The organism is Cryobacterium sp. Y50 (genome assembly GCF_002929805.1).
Lineage (GTDB): Bacteria > Actinomycetota > Actinomycetes > Actinomycetales > Microbacteriaceae > Cryobacterium.
This window is the reverse complement of the sequence record NZ_PJJM01000043.1, coordinates 1-12,496: the sequence shown is the minus strand read 5'-3', so window position 1 is coordinate 12,496 and position 12,496 is coordinate 1. Positions and strand designations below refer to the sequence as shown.

12 protein-coding genes and 1 pseudogene are annotated in these 12,496 nt (G+C 59.5%); 7 read left to right on the top strand and 6 right to left on the bottom strand.

The genetic code is table 11. From position 1 onward, the window contains the following. Positions 1 to 195: 195 nt before the first annotated feature. Positions 196 to 944 (top strand): annotated as a pseudogene (locus CXY73_RS00870) (transposase); the annotation flags it as partial. Between the two features lie 42 nt (positions 945 to 986). On the opposite strand, the gene CXY73_RS00865 reads toward CXY73_RS00870, so the two are convergent. Genes CXY73_RS00865 through CXY73_RS00855 form a run of 3 tightly spaced genes read right to left on the bottom strand, consistent with a single transcriptional unit; the run spans position 987 to position 3,411 of the window. Further along, positions 987 to 1,721: a GntR family transcriptional regulator gene (locus CXY73_RS00865; protein WP_104176507.1), complete on the bottom strand. Its 735-nt coding sequence runs from the start codon at positions 1,719 to 1,721 to the stop codon at positions 987 to 989. Positions 1,722 to 1,777: 56 nt separating this feature from the next. Then, a complete protein-coding gene (locus CXY73_RS00860) occupies positions 1,778 to 2,470 on the bottom strand; it encodes an N-acetylmannosamine-6-phosphate 2-epimerase (RefSeq protein WP_104176506.1) in 693 nt (230 codons plus the stop codon). Continuing rightward, entirely contained in the window at positions 2,467 to 3,411 is a 945-nt protein-coding gene (locus CXY73_RS00855) for a BadF/BadG/BcrA/BcrD ATPase family protein (protein WP_104176505.1), read from the bottom strand. The genes CXY73_RS00860 and CXY73_RS00855 overlap by 4 nt, the downstream gene beginning before the upstream one ends. A gap of 171 nt (positions 3,412 to 3,582) precedes the next feature. On the opposite strand from CXY73_RS00855, the gene CXY73_RS00850 reads away from it, so the two are divergent. The 6 genes from CXY73_RS00850 (at position 3,583) to CXY73_RS00825 (ending at position 9,337) form a co-directional block, all read left to right on the top strand. After that, positions 3,583 to 4,911, top strand: a complete 1,329-nt coding sequence (locus CXY73_RS00850) for a sugar ABC transporter substrate-binding protein (RefSeq protein WP_158253970.1) — start codon at positions 3,583 to 3,585, stop codon at positions 4,909 to 4,911. 162 nt (positions 4,912 to 5,073) lie between these two features. Next, entirely contained in the window at positions 5,074 to 5,925 is an 852-nt protein-coding gene (locus CXY73_RS00845; protein WP_158253969.1) for a carbohydrate ABC transporter permease, read from the top strand. Continuing rightward, on the top strand, positions 5,922 to 6,755 hold the full coding sequence (locus CXY73_RS00840; protein ID WP_104176502.1) for a carbohydrate ABC transporter permease: 834 nt from the start codon (positions 5,922 to 5,924) through the stop codon (positions 6,753 to 6,755). Before CXY73_RS00845 ends, CXY73_RS00840 begins: the two co-directional genes overlap by 4 nt. A 25-nt stretch (positions 6,756 to 6,780) precedes the next feature. Then, positions 6,781 to 7,779, top strand: coding sequence for a Gfo/Idh/MocA family protein (locus tag CXY73_RS00835; RefSeq protein WP_104176501.1), 999 nt, complete (start codon positions 6,781 to 6,783; stop codon positions 7,777 to 7,779). A 264-nt stretch (positions 7,780 to 8,043) separates the two neighbouring features. Next, complete coding sequence (locus tag CXY73_RS00830) at positions 8,044 to 8,655, top strand: hypothetical protein (protein ID WP_104176500.1); 612 nt, start codon at positions 8,044 to 8,046, stop codon at positions 8,653 to 8,655. Continuing rightward, the gene (locus CXY73_RS00825) at positions 8,648 to 9,337 is read left to right on the top strand and encodes a hypothetical protein (RefSeq protein WP_104176499.1); all 690 of its coding nucleotides are present in this window, start codon (positions 8,648 to 8,650) and stop codon (positions 9,335 to 9,337) included. The genes CXY73_RS00830 and CXY73_RS00825 overlap by 8 nt, the downstream gene beginning before the upstream one ends. A gap of 354 nt (positions 9,338 to 9,691) precedes the next feature. Here the strand turns inward: CXY73_RS00825 and CXY73_RS00820 are convergent, their stop codons facing one another. From CXY73_RS00820 to CXY73_RS00810, 3 genes are read right to left on the bottom strand one after another with little or no spacing between them, the layout of a single operon-like run. Continuing rightward, on the bottom strand, positions 9,692 to 10,483 hold the full coding sequence (locus CXY73_RS00820) for an SDR family NAD(P)-dependent oxidoreductase (RefSeq protein WP_104176498.1): 792 nt from the start codon (positions 10,481 to 10,483) through the stop codon (positions 9,692 to 9,694). A 28-nt stretch (positions 10,484 to 10,511) separates the two neighbouring features. Beyond that, complete coding sequence (locus tag CXY73_RS00815; protein ID WP_104176497.1) at positions 10,512 to 11,321, bottom strand: SDR family NAD(P)-dependent oxidoreductase; 810 nt, start codon at positions 11,319 to 11,321, stop codon at positions 10,512 to 10,514. A gap of 5 nt (positions 11,322 to 11,326) precedes the next feature. Next, positions 11,327 to 12,274: an alpha/beta hydrolase gene (locus tag CXY73_RS00810; protein ID WP_199185235.1), complete on the bottom strand. Its 948-nt coding sequence runs from the start codon at positions 12,272 to 12,274 to the stop codon at positions 11,327 to 11,329. Between the last annotated feature and the right edge of the window lie 222 nt (positions 12,275 to 12,496).

The following is a 12,496-nucleotide window of genomic DNA, read 5'->3' as shown; positions in this document are numbered from 1 at the left end:
TGATTCCTTGCCTCATGAGCCGAGCATATTCAACACGTGTCTCGGCCATCGGCAGCGCGCCGGTGCCCTTTTTCCGGGTTCGTGAATTGTCTTCCATCGCTATTCCTAAACGTTAGGTGTTGCGACGTTGACTGGAATACGCCATGCAACAAACTTCAAAACTGGGGCCATTTCAGAATGCCACATCCAGACGACCGTGACGACTCGAACGTGCGCAACGGAACCCGGTCCAAAACGGTGATCAGCTCGTCGACGGGGCCGGTGACCATTCAAGTGCCTCGTGACCGGGACGCCACGTTCACTCCCGTGATCGTACCAAACGACGACGCTGTTTGACCGGGGTCGATGAGATTGTGCTGTCGTTGTATGCCCGCGGCCTCACGACCGGGGAGATCAGCGCACACTTCAACCAGATCTACGGCGCGCAGATCTCCAAAGAGACCATCTCCCGCATCACAGACAAGGTGATCGAAGAGATGCAGACGTGCATCATTCGGAACACGTTCAAGCTCTCTTCCAAGAAGGATTGGGATGCGATGAAACGAGCGGTGAAACCGATCTATACCGCTCCGACCGTTGACGCGGCGCGGGCGGCGTTGGATGATCTGACCGAGATCTGGGGGAAGAAATACGGCGCGATCATCCGGTTATGGGAGTCGGCGTGGGAAGAGTTCACCCCGTTCTTGTCCTACGACCCCGAGACTCGCCAGGTGATCTGCTCCACAAATTCCATCGAGTCGCTCAACGCCCGATACCGGCGGGCGGTGCGTGCTCGAGGACATTTCCCCACCGAGCAGACCGCTCTAAAACGCTTGTATCTGGTCACTCGAAGTCTCGACCCCACCGGTGAGGGCCGAGCTCGTTGGACGATGCGTTGGAAACCAGCTCTCAACGCCTTCGCCATCACCTTCCACGACCGCTGGCCGAACGCAGAATCCTACTAATGAAAAACGCCGGAAACACCATTACCAAGACACACCCGTGGGTCACGCCGCCCCGACAATTGCCGGTCCTCCGTAGCGCGGCGAGCTTTCTGGTTCAATGAAGAGCTCGTAGAGGTCACCGCGATAGAGCGACACGGTGCTCTCGGCGATGTTCTCATCGTCGGTCCGGCTCCGTGAGGCCACTCGGATGCAGGGCATCGTCGCAGGGATTTTGAGGAGTGCGGCGTCTTCCGCGTTGGGAAGAACTGCGGAGATCCGAGATTCCGCCCGGGAGAGTTCGATGCCATAGCGTTTGAGCATCAATTCGTAGAGGGAGCCGGTGAGATCGCTCCCAAGTAGGCCCGGAAAATTTGAGGCGCGTAGCGACGTCCGGTCGATACATAGCGCGGTGTTATCGCCATACCGCAGGCGTGCGATCTTAAGCACCTGCTCCCCGGCTGGCATCCCAAGTAACGCCATCACCTCTGGGGTGGCCAATTCGAGGCTCGCTGTAATGACCTCGGCGCGGGCGACCATCCCCGCGGCTTTCATAGAATCCGTAAAAGAAGTGAGTATCATCCTCTTCGTCACCGTCGGCTGGGCGACATATGTCCCTTTGCCGCGGATGCCGACGATTCTTTTCGCAGACGTGAGTACCTGAAGTGCTCGGCGCACGGTCATTCCTGAGACGGAGTAATTGTCGGCGAGCTGCTGCTCACTCGGGAGCTTCTCACCAGGGCTCATCTCGGCGATGGTGACGGACAGGTCCTTGAGGATTTCCTCATATTTTGCGGCCACTCTTGTTCCTCTCGGTTAAAGGATGAGCCATCTGCAGTATCCCCGTTCGCCAGAGCCTAATCGGACTCTGTGTTGGACGCCGCGACAAGGTCCTTGGTGAGTGCATAGACATCGGTCACTGCCTTGCCGACCACGACCGTACCAGCCCCGGCGGTAAAGGCGAGCGTCACGTCGTCGGCGGTCGCGAATCTTCCCTCTGCGACGATCACGGACTCGGGGTGCTCCGTGGCAATGCGCTGGATCACGGAAATGTTCGGCCCTCCCAGGCGTACGTCGTCTCGGCTTGCCTCGACGAGAGTTGTTCCAAGATAGTCGACGCCTGCGTTGAGTGCGCCCGTCGCGTCAGCAGCCGAGGATAGGTCCGCCATGACTTGGAGACCTCGTTGGTGCGCATGGGCGACGACCTCGGTGAGGGTTTCTCCACCGGGGCGATGCGTGCTCGTGGCATCCAAAGCGACGATGGTCGCGCCAGCGTCGGCAACTAGGTCGACGTCAGCCTTGGTGGCCGTGATGTAGATATCGCTGCCGGGATACCGGTGCTTGCGTATACCGATGACCGGCAGGGCACATACGGCGATTATCGCCGCAATGTCGTCGAAGCCCTCGGCGCGGATGGCGACGGCGCCCGCCTTTTCGGCGGCAACAGCCATGGCGGCCATGATGCTGGGAATACGGAGAGGGCTCTCTTTCGGAGCCTGGCAGGAAATCGCTACTCCGCGCGGAAGTATGACGCTAGCGGGAGTGGTCATGCTGTACCTCGTTCGTTACTGAATTCGCCGATCATCGACGAGAAGCGGGTGGTGGGATCGGGAAGGTCTAAGAGCAATGCGGCTCCATCCAGGGGTTCTGAGTGTGCGGTTACCCTGGTCGCTCCTCGCGACTGCGCCTGGACGGCGTCATCGAGGAACGGTTCGAGAAGATCGAGAGATTCGGCGATGCGCCCGGTGATGCACCAGCGCAGCCCGGATCTCAGTCCCGAACGGTGGGCAGCGGCCGTCACCGCGGCCGCAATGTAATGCGCGGCATCCTGCCAGATGGCAGCGGCGACCTGATCACCAGCGCGCGCGGCAAGTGCGACGTCTTCAGCGAAGGCCGCTACTCGGGCGATCGGGGAAGGATCTGCGGCAAGTGCGCGAGGGAAGTCGCTGGCCGAGCCATACCGAGATTCCAATGCGCCGAGCAGGACACGGGAACCGCCACTCCGACCATCCCAATGGCTGAGTCCGGCGATGATGCCGGCCCGGCCGATCCACCATCCGGCACCATTGTCGCCGATGAGAGAACCGACGCCGTCGACTCGGGCCGCTCCGTCCGGTCCCGAGCCGAGGGCGACCAAGCCAGTGCCCACAGCGACGATAACGCCCGGGTCATAGCCGAATACAGCAAGGTACGCAATGACCCCATCGTCCGCGACGACAAGTCTCCGAACTCCGTGTCGTTCGGCCAATCGCTGGGCTGTCGTCGTGAAGTCGGGCACATTCCCATAGATGCCCGTGCACCCGCCCGCAACCTGATCGAACGTGGAAACTCTGAACACTTTCGTGGCAGCTTCGACTATGCCCTCAACGAGGGCGGGCAGGTTCGAACCGTAGGCAAAGCCTTCCAACTTGTGCTCGCCCAACGGTCTGTGGGGTTCCATGAGCCGAAGCCGAGTGCCCGATTGGCCGATGTCGAATACTAAGTTCGGCACGTTTGTCTCTCTTCTGCCTGGGCGATGGTCAATGTAACGGTCGCGTTACCGATCTTGCGAGGGGCTGGCCTCGGTGATAGCGTAGCCGCAATCCTAGGGAACTTCAATAACACTAGGTTTGTCGTTCACATCAATCAATCTTTCACTTCACAAGCTTCAAAGGAGAATTTTATGGACAGGAACCGGGCACACACCCGAACGTTGATGCGGGTTGGCGCGATGGTGGGAGCCACCGCTTTGGCAGCAACCCTTGCTGCCTGCAGCAGCGGAGATAGCACGACAGCTGGGGGCGGGACGGTCACCTTCTTTGCCGAGGACATTTCGTATACCGACAACATCAAGGCGATGCTGCCGGAGTTTGAGAAGGAAACTGGAATCGACGTCAAGGTCGAGACCGTCCCTTACAGCAACCAGGCGGCGAAGATCCTGCTCAACTTCAGCCAGAAGTCCGACGCCTATGACGTCGTGTTTACCGACAACACCTACGGCAGCGGATATTACGAGTCCGGCTTTGTCGAGGACCTCTCGCAGTATGAGGACAGCGCCAGCGACTTCAACTCGTTCGATCAGTTCTACGAGCCCTACATCGCGCCGATGACGACCGATGATGGTGCCACTTTCGGCCTCCCGATGTACGGCGAGAGCACCTGGCTGATGTACCGTACCGACCTTTTCGAACAATACGGCATCGACGGTCCGCCCACGACCATGGACGAGCTCATGGCCAACGCGAAAACTATTGAGGAACAGTCCAACGGCGAGATCGCCGGCATTACTTTGCGTGGTGCTCCCGGCATCCAGAGCGTCTATCCCTGGTCCGGCTTCCTCCGCGCCTTCGGCGGCGACTACTACGACAAAGACGGCAATATCGCCGTCAACGCCCCCGAGGCCGTTGAAGCCGCCGCGTTCTGGGCTGATCTGCTTAATGATTACGGCCCCGCAGGCGTCGGTAATTTCGGCTGGGAGCAGAACCGCATCGCCTTCACTCAAGGCACAGCTGCAATGACCATCGACGCGACCGCCAACGGCCCATACAACGAAGACGCGTCCGCCTCCACTATCGCCGGCAAGGTCGGCTATGCCGCGATCCCCTACGCGATTTCCGACCCTCCCACGTCGGGCAACACCGACAATTCGCTCAACGTACACGCCCTCTACTTGAGCAAGTTCAGCAAGAATAAGGAAGCCGCTTACAAATTCATGGCGTGGGCTACAAGCGAGGCCGTGCAGAAGAACGCCGTCGAGACGAGCGAAGCCGTGGGAGTGACCCTCACCGACGTGCTCAACAGCGACGAATATGCCGCCAAGTACGCGCCGTTCCAAGAGGCAGTGCTTTCCCAGCTCAAAACGGGCAACCTCGAGTACCTCCCCGCCGGGCAGGACGCCAACACCATCATCACGACCGTCGGACAGTCTCTTTCGCAGATCCTGGCAGGAGAGAAGACGGCGCAGGAGGCGATGGACGCGGCTCAGGAAGCTCTCGAATCGCAGCTGCAGTAACCCGCCCGTCGTCGTAATGCCGAACTGAAAGCAACTATGTCGTCACCAACCTCGACGTCGTCGAGCACCGACTCCTTTGGGAACAGCCGGCGTCACAACGTCAAGAAGCGCGGCACACGGCGGCGAAACACGAAAACGCTGCTGGCACGAGGTTCCCTCCTTGTGCCAGCAGCCGTGATCATCGTGCCGCTCGTGCTCATCATTCTTATCCAGGGTTTCCAGCTCGTTACCCACAGCGAGAACCTTCTCCGGCCGGGGAGCGCCGACATTTTCGTCGGTCTCGACAACTTCACCCGCGCGTTCGCCGACGCAAACTTTTTCGGCTCGATCAGAGTCACGCTGACCTATGTCATCGTCGGCGTCGGATTCGAGATGGTCATCGGTGTCGCGATAGCTCTGCTTATCAACGGGAGGATGCCCGGCAAGGGAGTAATTCGAGCATTAATCCTCATACCTATGGTGCTCACCCCAGTGGTCGCCGGCCTCATGTGGCGACTCATGCTCGACCCCACCTCGGGAATCGTTAACTATGTCCTCGGCGTGCTCGGACTCGGGAGTGATCACGCGTTCCTCTCCGACCCCGCGACCGCTCTGCCGGCGATCATCCTCGTCGAGATCTGGCAGAACACCCCGTTCGTGATCATCATTGTCCTCGCGGGTCTCGAGTCACTTGACCCGGCACCTTTCGAGGCAGCCTCGCTCGACGGAGCCCACGGTTGGCGGCTCATCCGGCACATCACTCTGCCGATGCTCGCCCCCGTACTCTCGATCGTGATGCTGTTGCGCTTGATCGACTCGGTGAAAACCTTTGCACTCGTCGACACTATGACCAAGGGCGGCCCTGGGACATCCACTCTCGCAATCAGTAATTACGTTTACCAGCTCGGCTTCGAGACCTTTGATATTGGATACGCGACCACCGTCGGGTTGATCGTTTCGGTGGCAATTCTCATGCTCCTCTTCCCCGCAGCGACACGGCTCATGGGGCTGCGCATCCGAAAGGCACGTCCATGAAGCTGCGCAACTCAATAAGCCAGGCCATCAAGGTTGGCATTGTCTATATCTTCACAATCTGGTGCATCGCCCCCATCTTTTGGCTGGTTAGTACATCGCTCAAGAGCGACGTCGACGCCTTTAGCCCCACGCCGGTCTGGTTCTTCGTACCGCAATTCGACGCCTATCTCAACGCCTGGGTCGACGGCGGCATGGGCGAGGCCATGCTCACGAGCACGATGGTTGCGATTATTAGCAGCATCGTTGGGATCGCAGCAGGCTTGCCTTTGGCGTACTTGACCACTCAGGTCTGGCCGCCGGAGGCAACAGGATCCGCCCGACTCACTCTCGGTGTACTCCTTCTCACTACTATCCCGCCCGTCCTGAGCCTGACACCGTTCTATCGGACGTTCTTCGGCGTGGGGCTCACGGGCAATGTGCTGGGTCTGACGATCGTGCACACGTTCTACGCCATCCTGCTTGCGGTTCTCATTCTCCGGTCGTTCCTCACCAACTTCCCCCGCGACATCCGGGAGGCGGCGATGATCGACGGCCTCGGTGAATGGCGAACGCTCTTCCACACGATCGTGCCGAATGTTTGGGGCGGCATGTTCGCAACTTTCGTGCTCGCGCTCATCCAATCGTGGAACGAGTTCCTCTACGCGCTCGTCCTCACGAGCGGCGACAACCAAACCGTCCCCGTCACCATCTCGGGATTCCTGAGCTTCTACGGCACCAACTGGGCACGCCTTACAGCAGCCGGAGTCATCGGCGCCCTCCCCATCATCATCTTCGCCATCGTCGTCCGCAAGCACATGGCTCGCGGTTTGTCGTTCGGCGGCGTCAAATGAATATTAAATCTAAGGAGAAACCACCATGGTTCGTGTAGGCATCATCGGGCTTGGCGCCATTGGCCGCGAGCACCTCGACATTTACCGCAATATCCCCGGCGTCGAAGTGACAGCAGTGGCCGATTTTGCCCGCCGTGTCGCCGACGGCGTCGCAACCGAGATCGGCTGCGCTGCATTCAGCAGCGCGACTGAACTGCTTGAGGCCGGCGTCGTCGACGCGGTCACGCTTAGCACTCCAGACCACTTGCATCACGACGACGCCGTGAAGATCATGCAGGCTGGCGTGCATCTGCTACTCGAAAAGCCGATCGCGACCAACGTGAAAGAGTCCGACAATCTGGTGCGCGTCGCGGAGGAATCCAAAGTCGTCGCGATGCCCGGTCACACACTCCGGTTCGCGAACCAATACATTACCGCCAAAAACCTAGTTTCCTCCGGTTCGATCGGCTCCGTCATCCACGGAAACGTTCGGCGCAATAATAAGGTCAGCGTCGCCCGTCGTGTCAACGGACGCACTTCCGTGACCTTCTTCCTCGGCATCCACGACATCGATGCTCTGACCTGGATCGCAGGTGAACGCGTCATTGCAGTGCAGGCGTTCGAGTCCGAACAGCGCACTCCGGACGGCGGGCAGGCCGTAGCGGTCACCGGGAACCTTCGCCTCGCCGGCGGCGGGGTTGTGGCACTCGAAGCAGCTTGGGGCCTCCCCGACGAGTACCCCACCGACATCGACGCCCGGCTGCGCCTGATCGGCGACAGCGGCGAAGTGCGAATCGACGCCCATGACTTCGGGATGAGCTGTTACAGCAACGTTCTCACCTACCCAGTCCCGACCGCCGGATCGGTATATGGAGCGCCGCAGGGAATGCTCTATGAAGAGCTCAATGCGTTCTTACGCGCCGTGCGCGGGGAAATCGAGACCCCGGTCACAATGCGAGAAGCTGCAGATGCTGTGCGCGTGGCCACCGCGATCGACAGAGCAATCATCTCCGGCAACACGGAGCACGTCGTCTATGCGTCGTAAAACCTATTCCTTAGGAATTACATGGGAACCGATATCCCTGAACGTCCCGAGCCCATAGGCTGACTGGGGAATTGACAGGGAAGTGAATTCCGTGCATGTCCCTGCTCGTCCTTCTTCGGCCCCATTTGTCTCCACGTTTACGGATAGTAATATGGGGGTTTGAGCAGTACGCGCCAAAAATGGAATTTCCCGACCGACGGCATAGTTTCATATAAACACGGATGCTGTCTTCCATATTTTTATGAAATCTGCGATGATGGTGCGATGAAGAACGTAGAGATCGTCTGGCGCACGTTGGCCGACGCAGCCCTGGACGATCGACGGGAATGGGCCAGCATCGGCGCTATCGCCGACGCAGCGTCCGTCGCGCCGTCCACCACTCATCAGGCGCTGGGACGACTTCTCGACATCGGAGCCGTTCGTGCCAACTCGCGTCGCGGCTACACCGTCGTCTCTCCCGAAAAACTTCTCGAAGCCTTCGCCGCCCACCGCAACCTACGTGCCGACACGATGGTGTCAACAACCCTTCCCGCTACCCAAGAATTACTGGACGACATGGCGGTCGACTACGCGCTCAGTGGCAGCACCGCAGCCATACACTACCTCGGTGGCCGCAACACGGTCGCCGATCTCGGCCGCCGTATCGTTTACACCCCCCGTACCCTGTCTCAGAATGCCTTCCCGGTGGGCGATGAGGTCATCATCCTCACCGAAGATCCGGTCGCGGCACGCACCTGGCGCTCCGGATACGCCAGCCTCGCGCAAACCTACGCCGACCTGTGGGCGAGCCCAGGATGGCAAGCCGCCGAGTTCACCCGTGCGCTGAAAGCACAACTATTCGCCGACGCCGATTGGGAGCAGCGCGCCCGTGCCTAACCTCTACGAAGACGAGCACGGAGTCATCCGCGCACTCGTCGACCGGCTGGGTCACGACCTCGAGCCATCGATTCTCATCGGCGGGTGGGCAACGTTCGTTCGAGTCGGAGGCGAAATCAGCCTCGACATCGACCTCATCACCTCCCAGGAGAGCCGCCACAAACTCGAACAGCTGATGACCGACCTCTCGCCCAGCAACAACCACCAAGGACGAAAGCTCCGGGCAACGATCGACAACGTTCACCTCGACATCTACCTGCCCTACGAATCTCAACTCGGTGGCAAACTGCGCCTGAAGGTTGAAGTGCTCGCCGAATACCCTGATGAGCTCTCGTTCGAGAAGTGGACCCTCCTGCGCCTCGAGGCCCACATCGCGACCAAGATGGCAGCACTCCTCGACCGGCACTTCTCCGAGAAGGGCCAGAAGGATGCTCGCGAGATTCTCGCGCTGATGAAGCTGGAAGGTGTCGAGCCAGCGGTCGCCTCCGAGATCCTCCATCGAGCCTCCACCGTGGACATTGAAGATCTGCCCACCATGATCGGTGGCGCCTTCGACTTGATAGGCAATGTCATCCGGTTGTCAAAGGCAGACCAGAAACTCGTCGCCGCAGCAAAGAAGTCCTGGGTGCACGAACTGCAACTTCGCGCCTTGTCCCCTCAGTCAGAGCGCCCCCGGCTGTGAACGTTAGCCGTCGAAAGCGAGGGGTTCTGAACCGTTCCTGATTTCCTGCCGTTTTCTTTCTGGTGAAAGCATGGAACGAAAACCCCAAACCATGCATCTGGACCAAATCCGCAAAACAAATCTTCGAATCCCACAAACGACTTCTATAACGAAGTGAGCTGCTGCTGATCTCTACTTTCAGTAACGCCCCATTTTACGAGGCCCCATTGTCCGAGATATCCGCAGCAGCTCACACCAAAAGAACGCGTGAGGTGACCATGCCCGACGGGTTCGCCCACTGAACTGCAGTTATGTAAACATCCGGCAGGATTCCCCGCCTGTATGTGCGTCGAGGAAATCCTGCCGGATGGTGTTCTAACGCGCGGTGAAGCCGCCGTCGACGACCAGGTTGGATCCGGTCACCCACGCAGATTCGTCCCCGGCAAGAAACGATACGGCTTTGGCGACGTCGCTTGCCGTGCCGAGATTCGGCCAGGGAGACTGGGCGTGGAGACCTGCGTTGAGATCGGGGTCATCCAGGAACGGTCTGACCAGGGCGGTCTCGAGGAACCCGGGGCAAACAGCGTTCACATGGATCTTCTTGTCGGCGAAGTCGACCGCGAGCTGACGGGTCAAGTTGACGACTCCGCCCTTGGAGGCGCAGTAGCCAGGCTCTTGCGCCAGCCCGACCAGGCCTCCGATCGAGGCGATGTTGACGACGGTTCCGCGCGAATTACCATTCACCTCCTGCTGGAGGAATTGCGTAATCGCAAGCTTCGAGCCAATCCAGACGCCCTTCAGGTTGACAGCGATGGTTTTGTCGAAGTCCTCTTCACTCTCGTCGACGATTGTCGCAAGACCCGTGAAGATGCCCGCGTTGTTGACCATCACATCGAGGTGTCCGTACTGGCTCACAGCGGCCTCAACGACCTCACTCATCTCCCCCATCGAGGTGGCGTTTGCAACGACAAACGTGGCCGCACCACCACGCGTCTCGATCAATTCGTGGGTCGGGACATCAGGCTCCTCGTCATACCCTCCGGGTCGGGCGTTGGGCTGGAGGTCGGAGCAGACCACGATGAGGCCGTCGGTGGCTAAGCGCAGCGCGATGGCGCGACCATTCCCCGAACTCGCTCCGGTAACGACGGCGACTTTCTGTTCAGACATGCGTGTGTTCCCTTTCGTGAGGTGTTAGCTAGACGGAATAGCGAGACAGGGTCTCGCCGCCATCGATCCGGATCAGGTCACCATGAATATAGCTGGACTCGTCGCTTGCGAGGAAGACGGCGAGGTTCGCCACATCTTCCACTTCGCCCCAACGTTTCAGCGGGACGCTCTCTGCGAAGGTACGAACGAAGTCCATATCGTCGTAGAGCGCGCGGGTGAGGGCTGTTTTCGCATAGGTTGGGCAGATACCGTTAACCCTGATTCCTTGTTCGCCGTACTCGATCGCGAGGCAGCGCACAAGGTTGGCTTGGGCGCCCTTCGAGATGTTGTATACGGATTGTTTGGGGTGCCCGCCGAGGCCCGCCGTCGACACAAGATTCAAGATGTTACCGAGCGTTCCCTTTTCGTCGCGCTCTTGCCGGTGAAACTGCGCGATGGCGGACTGTGCTCCGTGAAAGCTTCCCTTCACGTTCACTGCAAAGCATGCGTCGAGGTCGGCATCCGTGAACTCTTCGATGAGTTTGCCGCCTCGGTAGATGCCAGCGTTATTGAACATAATGTCCAGTCGCCCGAACTCCTCGACAGCTACCGCTACGGCCGCATCCGTGTCGGCTTTCTTGGTCACATCGCAGGTTGCGAAAACGGCGCGGCCACCGCGTTCACGAATAAGCTCAGCGGTCGACGTGTTCAAATCAGCTTCGAATCCCCCCGCGAGAGGCTTCTCCGTGATGTCGGCGACGACGATCGATGCGCCTTCTTGAGCAAAGCGCAGTGCGCTCTCGCGGCCAAAGCCAGAGCTCGCGCCCGTAATTACAGCTACTTTTCCTTCAAGTCTCATGCTTCTCAGGCCCCCAGATGTTCGGTGAAGAAAGCGAGCTGGACGCCCGCCGAAATTTGAAATCCGCCAACATAGGCATCGAAGTGACCGCCAGGAAGGATCACGAGCTTCTTGGGCTCGTTCGCTTCCTCATAACCGGCCAAGGCAGTCCGTGTGGACGTCAATACGTCGTTGTCGGCAACACACATCAGCAGCGGGGTTGGCGCGATCAAGCGCAGGTAGGCGCCGGGCTGGTAGGTGGAGAACGACTCAACACTGCGCAACGTGCACGAGTTGACATAGCTCGGCGCGCGGAGTTTATGGGTACCGTCGAACCACCGCCAAGAGTCCGGGGTCGGCAATGCGCTCGGAGCCATCGGATCCTCGTTGACAATGTCGATCATCGCCGGATCACCGCCGGTGAACCGGTTACGGCGGTCCTCGTCGAATCCCGTACGGGCAGCGTCGATGAAATCGGCACGGACGAGTTGGCGAAAGTTCGCGTCGCCGTCAACGACAGGCACCTGACTGCTCACGGCCTTGACCCGGCGGTCGATGGCGGAGACGACGAGGACATGGCCCCCGGAATAGCTCGAGCCCCAGATACCGATTCGCTTCTGGTCAGTGCCAGGTAGCGTCTCGGCAAACGTGATTGCGTTGCGGTAGTCCTCAATCTGGCGCCATGGGTCGATCTCGCCGCGCGGAGTCCCCTCGGACGCACCGAGGTTCCGGTTGTCGTACACAAGGACGTTCAGACCATTGGCAGAGAAGTATTCCGCGTACCGGTCTAAGTACATCTCTTTCACTGCACCATAGCCGTGGGCCATGACGATGGTGGGGCCAAGATGCGAGCCAGATTCGGCACGGTAGTACCAGCCGCGGAGGGTGACCCCGTCTGAGTCGAATTCGATGTCGGTCCTGTTGGCCGCGTCCATTACCGCAGTCTCAGGCGATAGATGTTCAGTGATCGTCATAGGTTTACTCCATTCACTTCGTTGTGACACTCGTGCCAACGTATCTCCGCAGCCGGAGCGACTTCATGAACGCCGGTGCCAACTTCCGGAATGATCGCGCCACCAACCAGAACATGCCCTTCCACATCGCACACCCTTGATCTAGTGTCCTGCGTCGGAAGTTCGTTGTAGAAGTCGTTTGAGGGATTCGAGGATTTGTTCCGCGGATTTGGTCCAGATGAA

Excerpts from the sequence above, each read along its gene's own strand:
- CXY73_RS00815 (WP_104176497.1), bottom strand. The coding sequence starts at position 11,321 with ATGAGACTTGAAGGAAAAGTAGCTGTAATTACGGGCGCGAGCTCTGGC.
- CXY73_RS00850 (WP_158253970.1), top strand. The coding sequence starts at position 3,583 with ATGGACAGGAACCGGGCACACACCCGAACGTTGATGCGGGTTGGCGCG.
- CXY73_RS00830 (WP_104176500.1), top strand. The coding sequence starts at position 8,044 with ATGAAGAACGTAGAGATCGTCTGGCGCACGTTGGCCGACGCAGCCCTG.
- CXY73_RS00840 (WP_104176502.1), top strand. The coding sequence starts at position 5,922 with ATGAAGCTGCGCAACTCAATAAGCCAGGCCATCAAGGTTGGCATTGTC.
- CXY73_RS00820 (WP_104176498.1), bottom strand. The coding sequence starts at position 10,483 with ATGTCTGAACAGAAAGTCGCCGTCGTTACCGGAGCGAGTTCGGGGAAT.
- CXY73_RS00810 (WP_199185235.1), bottom strand. The coding sequence starts at position 12,274 with ATGACGATCACTGAACATCTATCGCCTGAGACTGCGGTAATGGACGCG.
- CXY73_RS00860 (WP_104176506.1), bottom strand. The coding sequence starts at position 2,470 with ATGACCACTCCCGCTAGCGTCATACTTCCGCGCGGAGTAGCGATTTCC.
- CXY73_RS00835 (WP_104176501.1), top strand. The coding sequence starts at position 6,781 with ATGGTTCGTGTAGGCATCATCGGGCTTGGCGCCATTGGCCGCGAGCAC.